At 67.9% G+C, this 16,667-nt stretch carries 17 protein-coding genes and 5 pseudogenes; 14 read left to right on the top strand and 8 right to left on the bottom strand.

Annotated features, from left to right (window positions below):
* Positions 1-181: 181 nt before the first annotated feature.
* From OG594_RS47360 to OG594_RS15670, 3 genes are all read left to right on the top strand, one after another.
* Positions 182-514 carry a transposase family protein gene (locus OG594_RS47360; RefSeq protein WP_353962630.1) on the top strand — a complete coding sequence of 111 codons (333 nt, stop codon included), beginning with the start codon at positions 182-184 and terminating at the stop codon, positions 512-514.
* Positions 515-800: 286 nt separating this feature from the next.
* Complete coding sequence (locus OG594_RS15675) at positions 801-929, top strand: hypothetical protein (protein ID WP_266599256.1); 129 nt, start codon at positions 801-803, stop codon at positions 927-929.
* Positions 930-1,130: 201 nt separating this feature from the next.
* Entirely contained in the window at positions 1,131-1,802 is a 672-nt protein-coding gene (locus OG594_RS15670; RefSeq protein ID WP_266599254.1) for a hypothetical protein, read from the top strand.
* A 58-nt stretch (positions 1,803-1,860) separates the two neighbouring features.
* Here OG594_RS15670 and OG594_RS15665 read toward each other — a convergent pair whose 3' ends face one another.
* The gene (locus OG594_RS15665; protein WP_266599252.1) at positions 1,861-2,115 is read right to left on the bottom strand and encodes a LysR family transcriptional regulator; all 255 of its coding nucleotides are present in this window, start codon (positions 2,113-2,115) and stop codon (positions 1,861-1,863) included.
* 605 nt (positions 2,116-2,720) lie between these two features.
* Between OG594_RS15665 and OG594_RS15660 the strand changes: the two are divergent.
* Positions 2,721-2,840 (top strand): annotated as a pseudogene (locus OG594_RS15660) (IS5/IS1182 family transposase); the annotation flags it as partial.
* A gap of 881 nt (positions 2,841-3,721) precedes the next feature.
* Here the strand turns inward: OG594_RS15660 and OG594_RS15655 are convergent.
* The 3 genes and pseudogenes from OG594_RS15655 to OG594_RS15645 form a co-directional block, all read right to left on the bottom strand.
* Complete coding sequence (locus tag OG594_RS15655) at positions 3,722-4,078, bottom strand: DoxX family protein (protein ID WP_266602924.1); 357 nt, start codon at positions 4,076-4,078, stop codon at positions 3,722-3,724.
* A gap of 149 nt (positions 4,079-4,227) precedes the next feature.
* Positions 4,228-4,468, bottom strand: a pseudogene (locus OG594_RS15650) (hypothetical protein); the annotation flags it as partial.
* Between the two features lie 537 nt (positions 4,469-5,005).
* Positions 5,006-5,890: an NAD(P)-dependent oxidoreductase gene (locus OG594_RS15645; protein WP_266599250.1), complete on the bottom strand. Its 885-nt coding sequence runs from the start codon at positions 5,888-5,890 to the stop codon at positions 5,006-5,008.
* A 123-nt stretch (positions 5,891-6,013) separates the two neighbouring features.
* Here OG594_RS15645 and OG594_RS15640 point away from each other — a divergent pair, with 123 nt between their 5' ends.
* From OG594_RS15640 to OG594_RS15630, 3 genes and pseudogenes are all read left to right on the top strand, one after another.
* The gene (locus OG594_RS15640) at positions 6,014-6,415 is read left to right on the top strand and encodes a helix-turn-helix domain-containing protein (RefSeq protein ID WP_266599248.1); all 402 of its coding nucleotides are present in this window, start codon (positions 6,014-6,016) and stop codon (positions 6,413-6,415) included.
* A gap of 408 nt (positions 6,416-6,823) precedes the next feature.
* Positions 6,824-7,444: a hypothetical protein gene (locus OG594_RS15635; protein WP_266599246.1), complete on the top strand. Its 621-nt coding sequence runs from the start codon at positions 6,824-6,826 to the stop codon at positions 7,442-7,444.
* Positions 7,445-7,560: 116 nt separating this feature from the next.
* Positions 7,561-7,638 (top strand): annotated as a pseudogene (locus tag OG594_RS15630) (IS5/IS1182 family transposase); the annotation flags it as partial.
* Here OG594_RS15630 and OG594_RS15625 read toward each other — a convergent pair.
* A complete protein-coding gene (locus OG594_RS15625) occupies positions 7,624-8,094 on the bottom strand; it encodes a hypothetical protein (protein WP_266603168.1) in 471 nt (156 codons plus the stop codon). The pseudogene OG594_RS15630 and the gene OG594_RS15625 sit on opposite strands and share 15 nt — an antisense overlap.
* 58 nt (positions 8,095-8,152) lie before the next feature.
* Here OG594_RS15625 and OG594_RS15620 point away from each other — a divergent pair.
* Positions 8,153-8,982, top strand: a pseudogene (locus OG594_RS15620) (IS5 family transposase).
* A 207-nt stretch (positions 8,983-9,189) separates the two neighbouring features.
* Here the strand turns inward: OG594_RS15620 and OG594_RS15615 are convergent.
* Positions 9,190-9,657 (bottom strand): hypothetical protein, encoded by a 468-nt coding sequence (locus OG594_RS15615; RefSeq protein ID WP_266599244.1) that lies wholly within the window; start codon positions 9,655-9,657, stop codon positions 9,190-9,192.
* A 31-nt stretch (positions 9,658-9,688) separates the two neighbouring features.
* On the bottom strand, positions 9,689-10,942 hold the full coding sequence (locus tag OG594_RS15610) for a S1 family peptidase (RefSeq protein ID WP_266599242.1): 1,254 nt from the start codon (positions 10,940-10,942) through the stop codon (positions 9,689-9,691).
* Between the two features lie 634 nt (positions 10,943-11,576).
* Between OG594_RS15610 and OG594_RS15605 the strand changes: the two genes are divergently transcribed.
* Together OG594_RS15605 and OG594_RS15600 are read left to right on the top strand one after the other, a co-directional pair.
* Complete coding sequence (locus tag OG594_RS15605; RefSeq protein WP_266599240.1) at positions 11,577-12,326, top strand: transposase; 750 nt, start codon at positions 11,577-11,579, stop codon at positions 12,324-12,326.
* On the top strand, positions 12,263-12,682 hold the full coding sequence (locus OG594_RS15600; RefSeq protein ID WP_266603166.1) for a hypothetical protein: 420 nt from the start codon (positions 12,263-12,265) through the stop codon (positions 12,680-12,682). Before OG594_RS15605 ends, OG594_RS15600 begins: the two co-directional genes overlap by 64 nt.
* Positions 12,683-12,783: 101 nt before the next feature.
* Here OG594_RS15600 and OG594_RS15595 read toward each other — a convergent pair whose 3' ends face one another.
* The gene (locus OG594_RS15595; protein ID WP_266599238.1) at positions 12,784-12,987 is read right to left on the bottom strand and encodes a hypothetical protein; all 204 of its coding nucleotides are present in this window, start codon (positions 12,985-12,987) and stop codon (positions 12,784-12,786) included.
* Positions 12,988-13,110: 123 nt separating this feature from the next.
* Here OG594_RS15595 and OG594_RS15590 point away from each other — a divergent pair.
* The 4 genes and pseudogenes from OG594_RS15590 to OG594_RS15575 all read left to right on the top strand — a co-directional run bounded on the left by OG594_RS15590 (position 13,111) and on the right by OG594_RS15575 (position 16,650).
* Positions 13,111-13,957: pseudogene (locus OG594_RS15590) on the top strand (IS5 family transposase).
* Positions 13,954-14,352: a hypothetical protein gene (locus OG594_RS15585; RefSeq protein WP_266599236.1), complete on the top strand. Its 399-nt coding sequence runs from the start codon at positions 13,954-13,956 to the stop codon at positions 14,350-14,352. The pseudogene OG594_RS15590 and the gene OG594_RS15585 overlap by 4 nt, the downstream one beginning before the upstream one ends.
* Before the next feature lie 109 nt (positions 14,353-14,461).
* Positions 14,462-15,658, top strand: coding sequence for a glycosyltransferase (locus tag OG594_RS15580; protein WP_266599234.1), 1,197 nt, complete (start codon positions 14,462-14,464; stop codon positions 15,656-15,658).
* Positions 15,655-16,650: an SDR family NAD(P)-dependent oxidoreductase gene (locus OG594_RS15575; RefSeq protein WP_266599232.1), complete on the top strand. Its 996-nt coding sequence runs from the start codon at positions 15,655-15,657 to the stop codon at positions 16,648-16,650. The genes OG594_RS15580 and OG594_RS15575 overlap by 4 nt, the downstream gene beginning before the upstream one ends.
* The last annotated feature ends 17 nt before the right edge of the window (positions 16,651-16,667 follow it).

Below are 16,667 nucleotides of genomic sequence, written 5' to 3'. Positions count from 1 at the left end.
GAGCTCTCCTTATAGCCGATTCGCCGAATGCGTGCTTCTGCCTATCGGGCCGAATTAAACCTACCGCCCGGACGATTGAACACCGCAGTTGCTTTCAAGTATTCGAACCGGACTCGCCTGCGGGCGCAGGGCTGATTCAAAGTCGTGGTGGTCTTGTGAGACGCCTGGTCACGACGGTGTGATGATCGGGAGGAAGGCCGCCACGGAAGCAGCGAAGCTCCGGTTGAAGACGGATGACCTTCCCAGGTCGCCGTCCATCACCGGAGCTTCGATGTGCCGCCGGTCTGCCACCGTCTGCTTGGCCAAGTCGCCTTCGCGTCAGCACCGTGCGCTGCCGTCGCTGGCCGAGCGGCTGGCCGTGCTGCCCGATCCGCGCCGACTGCGCGGGGTGCGTCACCCGTGCGTGGCGGTGCTCCTGGTCGCCGCGTGCGCGGTGACGGCCGCTGCCCGCTCGTGGACGGCGATCGCTGACCGCCCGCCGCTACGACCGAGAGGCAGGGCACGGCCGCCGTGAGACCCGCGCCACCCGGGTACTGACCGTCACCGGACTGGGCCTGGACTTTCCCCATGTTGTCCAGGCCGCCCGCATCCTGCGCAACCGCGTCGATGCCGCGAGTGGGAAGTCCACCCGCGAGACCGTCTACGCGATCACCGGCCCGACCTCGGCCGAAGCCACCCCGCAGAAGATCGCCCAACTGGCCGGATCGCAATAAACGATCGAGAACCGGCTCCAACACGTCCGCGACACAACCTTCGCCGAGGACGCCTCCAAGATCCGCACCGGGCACGGCCCGGCCAGCATGGCCAACCTCCGCAACCTCGCGATCAACGCCCTTCGCGCCGCAGGTCACCGCAGCATCGCCGCCGGACTCCGCGAGGTCTCCTACGAGCCCTTCACCCACCCGCTCAAGCTCCTGGCCATCAACTGACCAGCACCACAGAAAGATCACCAGAACTTTGAAATCAGCCCTGCCCGCGGGCGGACCGGTGACGTAGCGTCATGAGGTGCGTCACAGAGCGGGCCATTCACCGGGCACGCTCAACTCACCTGACTTAGAGTGGAGGATATCCAGGCAGAAGTTGACATTCCGTCAAATGCCTTCAGCCGTCCTATACCCGAGGAGTCCGCGGTGAGCGAGACGTTAGAATCTGCCCAGGGTCGGCAGTCTGGTGGCCGGGGCACTCGGGCCGGCTACTGGGGCTTCGGGCTCGCCGTGGGATACGCCGTCTTCGTGCGTTTCTATCAGGGAGCGGGCGGCATGATAGGTGTGCCGGGGACCTCCAAGCCGGAGACCCTGCCCTCCTGGTACATGGCCAACTACGTGGCCGGGCTGGTTATCCTGCTCGGCGGAGTGGCCTGCCTTTTCCTCACCCAATCGCGTGTGCGGACGATTCCGCGCTGGTCACCGCTCCTTCCTGGGGAACAGATTCCCAGGCCGCTCATGCTGGTCGCATGCCTGAGCCCGGTGCTGCTGGGTGGAATCTTCAGCGTGACACACGGCGTCGCTGGAGGCTTCACGCATCTGCTCGAACTGTGCGGCGCCATCGAGATTGACTACCCGGACGAGTGGGAAACCTTGAATGTGACCTCGATGAACCTGTGGAACATACTGTTCTATGAGCCTTGGTTCATCGCCATGGGAATCTGCCTGCTCGGTTCCGCACTGCAGTACCTCAGGGACACCGGTTCGACAGAAGCTGCTGTCGACAGGGTCAACCGAGTATCCATCGCCCTCATAGGAGTCCTCACGATAGCCTCCTCCCTCAGCGTCATCATGGGCTGGAATGTCGAAATCGGCTGAGACATGATGTTTCGGCAGGTAGTGATCAACGGCATGATCACTACCCGCCGACGGCCACTCAAACCTCGTAAGACACTTTGATATTGTCAATGAGAGCCAGTATGGCTCGCGCGGAGGGAAGGGCCATGAGACCTTCCCTGGTGAGCCGGGCCCCACTTGAATCCCGAGTGAACAACTTGGCTCCGAGCGCACGTTCCAAGCATTTTATCTGGTAGCTGATGGCGGGTTGTGAGTAACCCAGAACCTTCGCCGCCTGATCCATTCTTCCTATTTCGGCGATCGAAACGAAGGCGCGAAACTCGCGCTCATGCATTCTTCTGCTCCATCCCGTGCAATGTGCTCAAAACAGTCGCGATACAGCTTCCCCTCCGTCACGTCAACTGGAACGGCAACTTCCTGCAGACGCGTTGTAGAGCTGTCAATCGCCTTCCGCCCGTGAGCTGTCCGACCCGGCCACCCGATGGCAGCACAAATTCATGATGACGGGGCGCCCTGCGCCCGCACCAGGCAGACGGCAACTTGCTGCAGGGCGCGTTGTAGAGCTGTCAATCGCCTTCCGCCCGTGAGCTGTCCGACCCAGCCGCCCGATGGCACAAGAAATTCTTGTCGACGGGGCGCCCGGCGCCTGCACCCTGCCGCGACGGGTGTCCCGGCAGGGCTGATTCAAAGTCGTGATGGTCTTGTGAGACGCCTGGTCACGACGGTGTGATGATCGGGAGGAAGGCCGCCACGGAAGCAGCGAAGCTCCGGTTGAAGACGGATGACCTTCCCAGGTCGCCGTCCATCACCGGAGCTTCGATGTGCCGTCGGTCTGCCCCGTCTGCTTGGCCAAGTCGCCTTCGCGTCAGCACCGTGCGCTGCCGTCGCTCGCCGAAGGGTTGTCCCATAACTGCCGGTCACGGGCGAGATGATCTTGTTCTGGCTGGTGTGATCACGGCGTCGGAGCCGTCCTGGATAACCCCGTTCACCGGGCTGAGCCCGAGGCAGTTCGGCAAGCTGGTGACGGTTCTGCGGCACGGGGGCGCGGACGCGGTCCGCGGCGAACTCGGCCGCGCGGAACAGGCTCTTGCCGCCGCCGAGGAGCGCGAGGCCGCCACCGCCCGGCAGCAGCAGCAGCAGCCCGAGCCTCCGCCGTGGCTGGTCGCGCGCGGGACCGGCACGCGCTGCGCTCCGGCCGCCCGAGCAGGTGCGCCAGTTCCTGGCCGAGGGCGTGCCGGCCTGTATCCACTGTCGCCCGGACACCGCCGGCCAGGAGAAGTTCAGCGGGGTGAGGGACAGCTACTACGTCAATGCCGATGCCGCGGTCCTCATGAGGCTGATCCCTTGGAGTGGACACCCTGACAATGGATCTTGATGGTCCAAGGAGGGACGTCCAGGTGGGAACAGGTCCTCGAGGGCTTCCTCACGTCGAACTCGACCAGCCGCTGGTCGCTGGTGAGCCCGATGGCGGTGAGGGCAACCGCCGGCATCACCACAGCGCTGCTCCGTGCGTACCGTCAACGATTTCGCGGTTCCGATCACCTCACCGCACTGTCCGTCCGCTGCCAGCGGGGAGTCCACGCGGACGGGTCACCGGTCGCCTTGCCGGCGAACAACTGTGGAGACTGTGGCGCAGCGCCCCACGAGGGCGGGGCCGTTGGACGCGTACCAGGATCCGGGTCTTCAGGAACCGGGGTGCGAGCAGGGCTGCGATCTGAGTGAGGACGCCTCGCGTCACAGACCCGCCTCCCGGCGGCGGCCGCGCAGGACGAGGGTGACGTCGCGGCGGGCTTCGGCGAGCAGGTGCCAGCGGAGGAAGCGCCCGCCGTCGGTTCGCACGCACAAGGTCGCGGCGACGTCGAATCAGCTGCACCGAGGCAGACGGGGACAGGCGGCGTGGCCCGGATCGGGCCCCGACGCCCGGCGTTGCGGGCAGCGGCCTACCAGGCGCCGCGGTCGAGGGTGTTCAGGGTCAGGATGGCGGCCACTGTGGCCAGGAAGACGATGCCGCCGACGATGTCGCGGGAGCCCACCCGAACGTGGGCGATGATCGCGCCGATGAAGTAGAGGATCAGGCCGGACGCGGCGAGCGTGCTCAGGAGCGGGACGGCCAGGCCGGCCAGGAGGCCCAGAGTTCCCGCTGCCAGTATCCCGCCCAGGACCGGCACGTACTTCCGTGGGATGCCCTTCATGTCGGCCTGGGTCTTGGGGTAGTCGTGGCCGATCAGGTAGGTGACGGCGGCAGCGCCGTTGAAGAGCACGCCCAGGATGGTGACCGCAACGAAGGCGGTGTGCACGTTCTCTCCGATCTGCAGCCGACGTCTGTTTCTCACTGCCCACTACGCAACGCCGCGTTCCAGTCGTGCAGTTGGGGCCCGGTGACGCTGCGCAGCGGTGATCCTACATGTCTGATCAAGCGAAGAACCGGTTGTACGAGCTACTCCGGTCACGCGTGCCGGTTCGGGATGAATCCGCCCGATCCACCCTCCTCGTACAGGCCCGCCTCAAAGCGCCGCGCGAGTTCGACCCGGCGGGTCTTCAGCGTCGCCGTGCGCGGCAGTTCGGCCAACGGGATCTGGACCGGCTCCGCCAGTTGCGGGTACGCGGCCGCGGCGGCGCGCCAGCGGGCCAGGGTCCAGCGGCTCGTCGCGGTGGGTACAGACGACCGGGACCGCGCGGGAGTCGGGGACCGCCACTGGCACCGCCACCCGGGCGTCGACGGCACTCCAGCGCGCCTCCTCCGCGCACGACCGACTCGGTCGCCCTCACGGGCGCCCCGAGCACGACCAACTGGTCGATCAAGTTCACGGTGACCAACGGGGGCGGGGGCGGTACGTTCCACTCGTACTGCACGGCCACGCCCAACCAGTCCTCGGCCTTCACCTGGCAAGAGCCCACCACCACACCGCGCCCCCGGAAGCCCCCGCCCCGGGGGCGCGGCACTTCGACGAGGAACCTGGGCGTGGCCATGGAGTCCACGCCGACCTGATCGCCAGTCTTCCGGGCAGCCAAGGCACCGCTTCGACCTGCCCGGGCACTCGACACCCAGGGCGCGGACCTCGGACTGCCGGACGGACCTGCCGGGCCGACGGCGCCTTCCTGATCTCTTCGGGAGCCGGGCCGGCCTCCGTCTCGGCACCGGACACGGGTGCGAGCTCGGCACGATCCCGTCGCCGGCCCGGCGGAGCCGTCCCCGGCCGGGGGACTGCCGGTGCCGTGCACGCTCAGCCCGGCTGTTTGATGCTTTCGATGATGCGGGCGAAGCCTTCCTCGCCGTGGCCGGCGTCGATCTGGCGTTGGATGAGGCCCTGGACCATGGCGAGCACCTCCGTGCTGATGCCCTGGTCGGAACTGGCGGCCAGGAGGTCACCGAGGCTGGAGAACGTGAGGCTCTGCTGTCCTTCGACGGTGTAGTCCCCGCCGTCGATGACCGCGGCGAAACCCTCGAAGGCTCCGGTCATGGCGGTCAGCCACGGGGCGGCCATGGCGGCGAACTGCCGCGCGGTCACTCCGGCGGGGGCCACCATGGCGGCTCCGTGCATGAATCCGGCGAACATGACGTACATGCCCGCCAGCAGGGCGAGGTCGTACAGGGATGCCAGCCCGGCGTCCTCACCGAAGTACGTACTGCTACCCCACACGTCGAGCAGCGGCTTGTACCGCTCGAAGACGTCGGCCGATCCGCTGTAGAGGACCGAGGAGCCGGGCCCGCCGATCATGGGCGGTACGGCCATGATGCCGCCGTCCAGATACGCGATACCGGAGTCGGCGGCCCAGGCGGCCAACTCCCGGGACTCGGCCGGGGTCGTCGTGGTGACGTTGATCAAGGTTCGCCCGGCCAGCTCACCCGCGAGCGGGGCGAGCACCTCGCGGACCGATGCGTGGTCCAGCAGGCACGCGATCACCACTTCGCCGGCCCCTACCGCTTCGCCGGCCGTTGCGGCGGCCCGCGCGCCCTGCGCGACGAGGCCGTCCGCCTTCCCCGGGGAGCGGTTCCAGACCGTGGTCGCGTACCCGGCCTTCACCACGGCGCTGGAGAGGGCACTGCCCATCGCTCCCAGCCCGAGCACACTCACCTGGACGCTGCCGCCGGTGTTGTCGGTCGTCATTTCCTGGAGCTCCTGTCGAGTCGTCGTCGTTCGCCTCGATTCTTCGCGCCGCCAGTAAGGTTGACCAGTACGGACTAAATAGTGGGGTACTCACCCGCAGGTGAGTACGGCGAGGAGGAGCCCATGGCGACTTCGGGACGGCGCGGCCCCTATTTCTGCGGCATCGACGCGGCCATGGACGTGGTCTCCGGCCAGTGGAAGCCGCTGATCCTGTGGGAGCTGCACCACCACGGAACCCGCCGGTTCGCCGAGTTGCGGCGGGGCCTGCCCGGCGTCAGCGAGAAGATGCTGATCCAGCACCTGCGGGAGATGGAGGAGGACGGGCTGGTGCACCGCGAGGTGTACCGGCAGGTGCCACCGAAGGTGGAGTACTCCCTGACGGAGACCGGCGTCTCGCTCAACGCTGCCCTGGCCTCTTTGGGGGAATGGGGCACCGAACGCATGCACCGCATCGGAGCCACGAAGGTCTCCGTCAACGCCGGAGGCGGCGCCGGGGCAGGGAACGCAGGCGTCCGGGGTTCCTGACCACCGGAGCCCCCAGTGGACGCGGGCACTGTCGGCCCGCCGCTGCGGCCTGCCTGGCTGCCCGCCTGCCCGCCTGCCCGCCTGCCCGCCTGCCCGCCTGCCCGCCTGCCACGGTCGTGCTGCTCCCGGCGCGCCCAGCACGACCGCTCTCCCAGCCCCCGAATCCCTCGCCGCCGCGGCAGCCGCCCAGCCCTGCCCGCAGTCGGGATGCGTGACGCCCCGCCGCCGACCGGGCCGGTGTCGGTGCGCCGACGCCCCACGACCAGGAACTCACGGCCGACAGCGCAGGCGACGCGAAGCGGCCACGGAAGCCTGGTCCGGCGGTTGGCGTGGTCCGGCGGTGGCAGCCCCGCAGCCAATGCCCGGGCCCAGCATGGGGCGCGAGAGCGGGACGACAGGCCTGACAACATGCTCGACAATGACCGCATGGATGTCACTGAGCTGCTCGAATCGGCTTCGCTTCTGGTCCCGGAAGAGGTCGCTACCGAGAACGACATCTCGGTGCGAGACGTCTGGGACTACCTCGCCCACGACGAATGGCAGATCGCGCTGAGCCTGCTGGAGGAGCTCGGGGACGGGCATCCGCTGCCCTTGACGTTCTGGGAGCAGCTTGCCGAGGCGGCTGAGCAACTCCGCCTGAAGCGGAGCGCGACTTGGTGCCACTGGCGGTGTTCCGAGATCCGAAACGGGGTGATCCGGGCGGATCTGATGCTCCGTCCAGCCGCGGAAGCGCGACGCAAGACACCAATCTCCGGTCACGGCGTACTGTGGCCCATGTGGGACATCGGGAACCTCTCACCCACCGGGGGTACTTCGGTGAGTATCGCCAGGCTCTGGGTTGAGGACGTGCCCGTACTGGAGCCTGGCGGCCGAGCCACGGTCCGCCTCATTCCCCTCACCCCCACTGACTGGGCGCACGTCGAAGCCGGCCAACGGATCAACATGCACGAGAACCGCACCGTGGCCGGCACCGCAGTCGTGCTGGAGGTGCACCTCCCCGCACCCACCACGCCCACGGTTAGGAACTGATTTGTCCCGACCTCGCGCTGGTGCGGAGATCTCCGTACTTGGTGGAGCGCTCACCGGAATACGCCGACAACCTGTCAAGTGGCGTCGAGGCCCCCTCTGATCGATATGCGCTGGTGATCCTCCGCGACTGCCGCCTCAAAGGTGTCGGCGTCCACCACGCCATGCTCGGCATCGCCCGCCTACACAACCTCACCTCTTCTCGGGCCTCCTTCGTCCGCGGCGTCTCCCCGCCCAGGAGATCGTGCAGCTTGGTGGAGGACCCTATGGGCCAGGCGCCTTTGGATGCGGATCAGGCGGTCATCCGACGCCAGCAGCCACACCGCACGTGCGGCGTTCTCGATGACACCGCGGGCAAGGGAAACCTGGGCGTGGGTGTGCAGGGTGGCCGTGACCCGGTCGGTGGATTCCTCGGTGAGCACGCTGGTGCGCAGGGCGCGTAGGTGGTCTCCGGCCACGGTGAGGGCGAGCCAGGCGGCGTGGGACAGATGATAGGGAGCAACCGCGACGTCCTCGTCTTCCAGGTCGCTCCCCGCTGCTGGCTTCCAGGGTCCGGCCGACGGGTCGGCGGTTGTGAGGTCTTCGAACTGTCGGCCATGCTCCAGCAACTCGACCAGAGCATGCAGGTGCTGCTGTTCGTCCCTGTCCTCCATCACCCGAGACTAGGGTCTGTCGTCAAAGTGATCTTGCATTGTGGATCATGGTTGGGTGATACGTCGCCATGAACTGTCGGACGCCGAGTGGGAACTGGTGCAGCCGTTGCTGCCTCGGCCTGTGCTGGGGCGGCCGCGGCTGGACGACCGGACGATCCTGAACGGGATCGTGTGGAAGTTCCGGACCGGGGTCGCCTGGCGGGACGTGCCTGACCGGTACGGGTCGTGGGCCAGCCTCCACACCCGTTTCCGCAGGTGGGCATCTGACGGAACCTTCGATCGGATGCTCCAGGCCGCGCAGGCGCAAGCAGACGCGGCAGGCGACATCGAGTGGCTGGTCTCGGTGGACTCCACCGTTGTCCGTGCCCACCAGCACGCGGCCGGGGCCCGAAAAGGGGGCTCCGCAGCCCGGCCCTCGGCCGGTCCCGCGGCGGACTGACCAGCAAGATCCACCTGGCCTGCGACGGCACGGGCAGACCCCTCGCGTTCGTCCTGACCGGTGGGAACACGAACGACTGCACCCAGTTCACCGCCGTGATGGGCGCGATACGAGTGCCCCGGACCGGACCGGGCCGACCGCGCATCCGGCCCGACCACGTCATCGGCGACAAGGGCTACAGCTCGAAGGCCATCTGTACTTGGCTGCGGCGCCGCGGCATCACGCACACGATCCCGGAACGGTCCGATCAGGTCCGCAACCGTGCGCGGCGCGGCAGCCGGGGCGGCCGGCCGCCGGCCTTCGACAAGCAGGTCTACAAGCACCGCAACGTGGTGGAACGGTGCTTCAACCGACTCAAGCAATGGCGCGGCATCGCGACCAGATACGACAAGACCGCCCAGGCCTACCAAGCAGCCGTCACCCTCGCCTCGCTCCTGATGTGGGCGTGACACTTTGACGACAACTCCTAGGGGGGTGTTCACGAGTGGGCCTGACCAGCCGATGTCCCGGCCCGTTGAAGATCGCTTCCCAAGTGAAGGGTGATCGCTTCCCGTTCCGGACAGCACCTAGGACGGCTGGGCGACGGGCACGCGAAGCCTGCCCTCACCGATTCGAAAGGTGAGGGCAGGCTTCATGTCGCTTCGTTCGGTCGGCGGCTACGAAGGCCAGCGGCTCGGAAGGCTGTCACTGCTACTGCCAACCGGGAGTACCCCGTGGTCAGGTGTGATCGTCCGCCAGGTGCCCTCCGGGTCTTCCCGTGTCAGGAAGAGGATGACTCGCTGGCCCTCGCGCAGCGGATCCCCGTCCGGGTAGGGGTCGCCGCCCGAACACTTCTGAGGTGTGGAAATGACCTTGAGGTTGCTGTAACCGATGTCATCTCCCTTCAGAACAGGAAGCCCCTTGGTACTGACCGAATAGGCGTGCGCTTCGGTACCGAAGACCGCCTCGTTCCCCACCCGCTCCGTGACGTCTGCGGTAACGACGTAATCCGCATCCTTGAGGGCTTCCTGCGGATTGGAGTAGACGGGCCACTCGGGGCATGCATCACCTTCGGCACCGGAGGCCGAGGAGCAGGCCATCAGGCCACCGAGAAGAAGTGAGACCAGCAAGAATCGTGCCTTCATGGTGGGCGTCCTGTTCCCGCAGGCTCCGGAGTCATCCGGTGGCGAGCGTTCCCATGTTGTACGTAGAGGTGTACCCGATCCAACTGTAGTGTTTCGCTCCTCCGAACGATCCGGAGTGCACACCTCGTGCGACGTTGCCCGTGGAGCTACTGGCAACGGCACCGCCGCTGTCACCACCCGCACTGGAGTATGAGGCCGCGGACTGCCCGTATACGACACAGCCGCAAGTGCTGCTGGTGTGGCTCGCGTTGGTGGACGAGATCGTCCCGCAGCGCGCATTCTCCGAGTTACGACCGAACAGGCAGGCGGTGGAGCCGACAGACCCCAGCGATGATCCCGTCACCACCCGGGCCTTGTTCGCGGCATTCTGATACAACCACGGCTGGCCGCCGCTGGGGATCGAGATGAAGCGCATATCGGCGTGGGTGCCGTTCGTGAGGGCATTGGTGCCGGTCAGGGAGCCGTAGGTGGCACTCCCAGAGGCGACCGATCCGCTGTTTGTGCCCCACCAGCAGTGTCCGGCGGTCAGCGCCCCGCGCACACCGCTCCGGTTCACGACCCAGCCGATGCTGCACAGCGAGTTTGACTTGCTGATGCCGACACCACCGCGGCGGGGCGAGTCACAGGCGTTGCGGGACGTACACGCCTCGTCAGCCCCGTCACCCTCGGTGATGATCGCGGGGATGTCGAGCCGGGCCAGGACATCTCGTACGCCGGCCTGCTCGACTCCCGGGCGGAGGACTACCTTGAGCCCGTTGGTGGTCACGTCTTCCTCGACGGAGATGACGGGTATATCGGTGCCATCCGCCTTGGCGGCCCACTTCCACACGGCTTCCATGGCACCGGTGAGCTCGGTAGTGGAGTGCTCGACGACACGGAATTCGACGTCGGAAACCGTGCTGCCCGAATTGAGAGCTGATTTCATGAGCGCGTCCTGCCGATCCGGTGCCGGCAGGGCTCCGGCGAACTGGACGACCAGGCGTCCATCGCGGCGGTTGTCGAGGAAATGCCCGGCAAATTTCTCCTGCTGGGAGAATTCGCGCACGACGGGCTCAACCGCGGACACAAGCGCGTCACGACGCTTCATCTCCGACGCCTCGGCAGCCGTTCCAATGAAACCCCACTCGTTGACGAGTCCCTCCTCACGGATGCCTACCGAAGGGGTCAGGGCCTCCCGGCCCCGGAGGATTTCGGCCAGCTTGCTCTCCGTGGCCTCGAAACCAAGCTCCCTGCGCAACCGCAGAGAATCGTTGACAACGCCGCCTTCCACCTGCTGAAGCAGCACATTGGGCGCAGGGACTGACGCGGGGCGTGCGACTGCAGGGGCAGCGGCAGCGGTAGGGACGGCCATTCCGGTTATCGTCAGAATGGCCAGCATTATGGATCTGAGCTTCATTGAATCCCCCCGGAAATGATTGGCGCCACTGACACAGGGACGCCCCTCGGGGCTACTACGGAACCTCTGAGCCCTGAGGCATGGCCAAAATCTGCTGAGACAATAGAACTTGCTTCCGGCTGTTGCAAGAGCACCGCGAACCGGACACTTCCATTCCGCAACTCGGGAAGATTTCGCGCGCAGCATAGATGAGCAGCGTCTCGATCGGCCGCCCATGGAGATTTACAGCTGAAACCGTTCCTGAAGTTGTCTCAATAACCCCGACCGCCGCCCCCGAGTCCACGGGGCAGTTGGATCAACTGCTTTCCAGGCCGTCGGCAGAGCCGACTCCACCGCGTGATCGCGGCCTGGGAGGAAGGGGCAGGAGTCGAGCAGGTCCGCCGTCGGCGAGTGCTGCAGGAGATCAGTGAGCTTCTTCGATGTGGCCACCGATCGGGTGACGGTCCGTGAAGCGAAACGAGCGAGGCCCCCGGGCTGTTGATCGAGATGTCTGACGTCTCAATCACGTTGCTCGGGGGCCTCGTTGGTCGTCCATCCTGCCGCAATCGACCTGCCGCACGCACTCGTGGAGTGGGTCACCATGCTGATCGTCACCCGTGAGGGCGACCGGCGCTGCAAGCTCCGTCCGTCCCAGCGCGCGATGGTGGCACTGGTGTACCTGCGCGAGCACACCACTTTGGCGAAGATCTCCGCCGGCTTCGGGATCAGCGAGTCCACCGCCCATGCCTACACCAGCGCGGTCGTCGACCTGCTCGCCGCGCGTGCGCCGGGTCTGCTGAGGACGCTGCGCGAGCATGATCCCGACTTCGTCCTGCTCGACGGAACCCTCGCCGAGTGCGACCGGGTCGGCGACGGCCGGGCCGACTACTCCCACAAGCACCGGCGCCACGGCGTGAACGTGCAGGTCGTCACCGATCCCGGCGGCCGGCTGCTGTGGCTCTCGCCCGCCCTGCCGGGCCGCACTCACGACCTGACCGCCGCCCGCACCCACCAGATCATCCGTATCTGCGAGCGCCAGGGCGTTCCCATCGTGGCCGATCTCGCCTACCAGGGCGCCGGTCCATGGCTGACCACGGGCATCAAACGCAGGCCCCTGCAGGAACTGACCCCCACCGAGAAGACCCGCAACCGTGCCCTGGCCGCCACACGGGCACCCGTCGAACGCGGCGTCGCCCGCCTGAAGTCCTGGCGGATCTTCCGCAGGTCCCGGTGCAGTCCCAACCGCATGACGTCAATCGCCAAGGCCGTCCTCACACTGGAGCTGCAACGCTGAAGAAGCTCAGTGACCGGCTGGTCCTGGTCACTGTCCGCCTCGCTCACCAGCGCGGGCTCTTCCGCGGCTGGCGAGGCGACCTCGGCGTCGACACGACCCCGTTCCCCGCATGGCACCAGCCCCACCCGGACTGGAAGGACCTGTCGTCGGTCGAGATCACGGCGGGCCGGCATCACTGCGGCGGCTCCAGCGACGGCGTCTTCGGGCACTCCGCCACCCTGGTGATCGCTGCTTCCCGGCAGCGCCCCGCCGGACATCTCCTGGAAGGGAAGCGCGTCAGCCGGCATCCGCAACTCGCCTTCGGCGCCGTCCTCGACACCCCCGGCAACCCTCTCCGGCCGACGCCCGGTCAGTGACCGCGGCAGGCCGAGCAATCGGACACCACGTCGAACACACCCCGCAAACGCCGAGATCCCGCCCCGCCTTGCGGCGGAACGGGATCTCGTGACGTTCACGCTCAAGCGGTGTGCTTATGGATCACGCCGAGGTAGTGGCGTTCACGAAGGGGCACGTGGTCGTCACGGCGAGGCGTGAAGAACACCGCGCAGACATTCGCGGGGTGGGTGAGGATGCTGGATTGTTCTCCGAACGTGAGGCGGTCGTTGATGTCGTGGCGGCAGTCGACGGCGTCAAGGCCGGCAACCAGGTCTTCTCGGAGCACTGTGGAGGGGTAGGACTCTGAGAGGGCGGTTCGTGAGTCTTCGGGTGGTTCTGGTGTCGCCCGATGGTGTGGGTGGGGGCTGAATCCGCCGATTCCCGCTCTCCGATCTGTTGATGTGACGAGGTGACTGAACGCAAGCCGTACCCGAGTGACTTATCGGACGGGCAGTGGGCGTTGATCGAGCCGGTGATCACGGCGTGGAAGGACCGGCACCGCTCGGTCAGCGGCCACCAGGGCGCTTACGCGATGCGGGAGATCGTGAACGCGATCCTCTACCAGGCCGGACCGGTTGCCAGTGGGCCTATCTCCCGCACGATCTGCCCCAGAAGAGCGCGACGTACTACTACTTCGCGGCCTGGCGGGACGATGGGACCGACCAGGTCATCCACGAGCTCCTACGCTGTCAGGTCCGTGAGAAGGCCCGTCGATTAGAGGACCCGACCCTGGTGGTCCTGGACACCCAGAGTGTTCACGCGGCCGCCGGGGTCCCCGCCTCGACCACAGGCCGGGACGCGGCGAAACGGGTCACGGGCCGCAAGCGGGGGCTGGCCGTGGACGTCCTCGGCCTGGTCATCGCCGTCATCGTCCTCGCCGCGAACACGCACGACAACACCGCCGGCACCGCCCTGCTCGACCAGGTCTCCCAGAACACCGGCGGCACCGTCAGCAAGGCCCTGGTCGACCAGGGCTTCAAGAGCCACGTCATCATGCACGGTACCCGCCTGGGTATCGACGTCGAGACCGTCCGGCGCAATCCGCAGGCGACGGGGTTCGTGCCGCAGCCCAAGCGATGGCGGGTCGAGCAGACCTACGGGACCCTGATACTGCACCGGCGCCTGTCCGCGACTACGAACACCGTCCGGCCTCGTCAGCCTCCCGTGTCTACTGGGCCATGACCCACGTCATGGCCCGCCGCCTCACCGGGACGGCCACACCCACCTGGCGCGATCCGCAAACAGTGGCCGCGTGAACATCCAGCCCCTCCTCGACGCTCTCGACATCCAGGAGAACGCAGCTCAGGCCCTGGCCGACGACCTCCGCACCCAAATCGACGAACTCACGGCCCAGCTGCGGGAAGCCGAGACTCACCTCGAGCACCTCGCCATCACCCGGAGAATTGTCACGGGCCTCGCCGACCGGCTCCCGACCGGCCTGCCAGATCTGCCCCAACACCCCGACTACCCCCGTATCCTCGCCGTCTTCAACGACGAGACGGGGCCACTGCGGTCCCAGGAAATCTGCGATGCCCTCGACCGTGAACCGCTGCCGAAGAACATCGAAGGCACACGGGGCAAGCTGAAACGCCTGGTCAAGCTGGGCATCCTCACCGAGGACACCGTCGGCTTCTTCACCAAGAAGCAGTGATCAGCCGAGCACCACGACCACAGCCCACCACAGCCTCACCCGGAAACAGACATCACCTCACGAACCGCCCTCTTAGAACGTTCTTAGGGCGCACCGGGAGTGTGCGCACATGACCACCACACCCCACACATCCGCGGCGCTCTCCGTCGTGATCGGTGCGGGCGGCACCGGCGGGCACATCTATCCCGGTCTCGCCCTCGCGGAGGCGCTGCGCGCCGCCGTGCCCGGAGCCGTGATCTCGTTCATCGGGACCGAGCGGGGCCTGGAGACCGAGCTGGTCCCCGGCGCCGGCTACCGCCTGCACACCGTCGACATGATCCCCTTCGATCCCGCGCTGGGCGCGAAGCGGTACCTGCTCCCCGCGGCGCTGCTGCGCTCGGCGCACCAGGCGCGTTCGGTGATCCGGGCGCAGGGTGCCCACGTCGTCGTGGGCATGGGCGGGTATCCGAGCGCGCCCGCCGTGCTCGGTGCCCGGCTGGCGGGGCTGCCGGCCGTGATCCACGAGTCGAACGCGGTGCCCGGCCGTGCCAACCAGTTCGCGGCCCGGCTCACCCCGCACGTCGCGGTGGCCTTCGACCGCAGCCGGAGCCACCTCTCGGGCGGTGAGCGGGCGCTGACCACCGGAATGCCGATCTCGGCTGCCCTGTCCGGCCTCGCGGAGCTGCCCGGACCGGACCGGGTGGCGCTGCGCGCCGAGGCCCGGCGCGCGCTCGGGGTGCCCGCGGGGCGCCGGCTGGTCGTCTTCAACGGCGGCAGCCTGGGCGCGGTCCGCCTCACGCGGGCGGCAGCCGCGCTGGCCGACCTCTGGCAGTACCGGGACGACGTACAGCTGTTGGTCAAGACCGGTCCGGCCGCGCTGCCGGACGCGGTGGCCGAGCTGGCGGCGTCCGGCGGGCAGCGGATCGCTCGGGCCGTGCCGTACCTGGACCGGATGGACCTCGTCTACGCGGCCGCCGATCTGGTGGTGTGCCGTGCGGGCTCCGCGACCGTCGCCGAGCTCGCGGCGACCGGGGTCCCGTCGGTCCTGGTGCCCTACCCGCACGCGCCCGGCGACCACCAGACCCACAACGCGCGGGTGCTGTCGGACGCGGGAGCGGGACTGCTCCTGCCCGACGCCGAAACCACCGCCGACCGTCTCGCCGGCCTCCTCGGGCCCTTGCTGGCCGACCCTGCGCGGCTGTCGGCGATGGCCGGCGCCGCCGACCCCGGCCCGCACGCGCGGGCCGCCGAACTGCTGGCCGCCGAAGTCCTCCGCGTCGCCGGCCTCGTCCCCACCCCCGTCATCTCTGATCTGGAGCGCATATGAACAGCTGGACCGACCGCACCGTCCTCGTCACCGGCGCGGAGGGCTTCATCGGCTCGACGCTGGTGGACCTGCTGGTGGCGCGGGGTGCGCGGGTGCGCGCCTTCGTCCACTACAAGCCGTACGCCGAGAAGGGCCACCTGGCGCGCTACCTCGCCGACCCGGACGGTCCGGTGGAGATGTGGGCGGGCGACGTCCGTGACGCGGGCCGGGTCAGCGACGCGGTGGCCGGCTGCGACACCGTCTTCCACCTGGCGGCGCTGATCGGGATCCCGTACAGCTACGCCTCGCCGGGTGCGTACGTGCAGACGAACGTCACGGGCACGCAGAACGTGGCGGAGGCCTGCCGGCGGCACGGTGTACGACGCCTCGTGCACACGTCGACCAGCGAGGTCTACGGGACGGCACTGACCGCCCCGATCTCCGAGGGCCACCCGCTACAGCCGCAGTCCCCGTACTCCGCGTCGAAGATCGGCGCGGACATGATGGCGCTCTCCTTCCACCACGCCTTCGAACTCCCGGTGACGGTGGTGCGCCCGTTCAACACGTACGGGCCGCGGCAGTCGGCGCGCGCGGTCATCCCGACGATCCTGGCGCAACTGCACGCGGGGTCCCGCGAGATCCGCCTCGGCTCGCTCACGCCGACCCGGGACTTCACGTACGTGACGGACACGGCGGAGGGCTTCCTCGCGGTGGCGGAGTGCGACCGGGCCCTGGGAGAGGTGGTCAACCTCGGCACCGGTACGGAGATCTCGGTCGGCGCCCTGGCCGAGGCCCTGATCGCGGCTTCCGGCCGGGACGCGGAGGTGGTGGTGGACCCGACCCGGCTGCGCCCGTCGGGCAGCGAGGTCCAGCGCCTGCTGTCGGACAACTCCCGGGCCCGCGACTGGGCCGGCTGGCGGCCCCGGGTCGGCCTGGAGGAGGGCCTGCGCCGCACCTCGGACTGGATCGCGGCGAACCCGTCCCTCTTCGCCCCGGACCGGTACGCGGTCTAGGCCCCTCTGCCGGATCC

It is taken from the genome of Streptomyces sp. NBC_01214 (assembly GCF_026340975.1).
Lineage (GTDB): Bacteria > Actinomycetota > Actinomycetes > Streptomycetales > Streptomycetaceae > Streptomyces.
Note: the sequence above shows the minus strand (reverse complement) of the source record. Positions and strands in the feature narration are given on the sequence as shown.

Bases quoted from the DNA above. Each gene is read 5' to 3' on its own strand.
- OG594_RS47360 (WP_353962630.1), top strand. From the start codon at position 182: ATGATCGGGAGGAAGGCCGCCACGGAAGCAGCGAAGCTCCGGTTGAAG.
- OG594_RS15675 (WP_266599256.1), top strand. From the start codon at position 801: ATGGCCAACCTCCGCAACCTCGCGATCAACGCCCTTCGCGCCGCAGGT.
- OG594_RS15665 (WP_266599252.1), bottom strand. From the start codon at position 2,115: ATGCATGAGCGCGAGTTTCGCGCCTTCGTTTCGATCGCCGAAATAGGA.
- OG594_RS15645 (WP_266599250.1), bottom strand. From the start codon at position 5,890: ATGACGACCGACAACACCGGCGGCAGCGTCCAGGTGAGTGTGCTCGGG.
- OG594_RS15640 (WP_266599248.1), top strand. From the start codon at position 6,014: ATGGCGACTTCGGGACGGCGCGGCCCCTATTTCTGCGGCATCGACGCG.
- OG594_RS15635 (WP_266599246.1), top strand. From the start codon at position 6,824: ATGCTCGACAATGACCGCATGGATGTCACTGAGCTGCTCGAATCGGCT.
- OG594_RS15625 (WP_266603168.1), bottom strand. From the start codon at position 8,094: ATGGAGGACAGGGACGAACAGCAGCACCTGCATGCTCTGGTCGAGTTG.
- OG594_RS15615 (WP_266599244.1), bottom strand. From the start codon at position 9,657: ATGAAGGCACGATTCTTGCTGGTCTCACTTCTTCTCGGTGGCCTGATG.
- OG594_RS15580 (WP_266599234.1), top strand. From the start codon at position 14,462: ATGACCACCACACCCCACACATCCGCGGCGCTCTCCGTCGTGATCGGT.
- OG594_RS15575 (WP_266599232.1), top strand. From the start codon at position 15,655: ATGAACAGCTGGACCGACCGCACCGTCCTCGTCACCGGCGCGGAGGGC.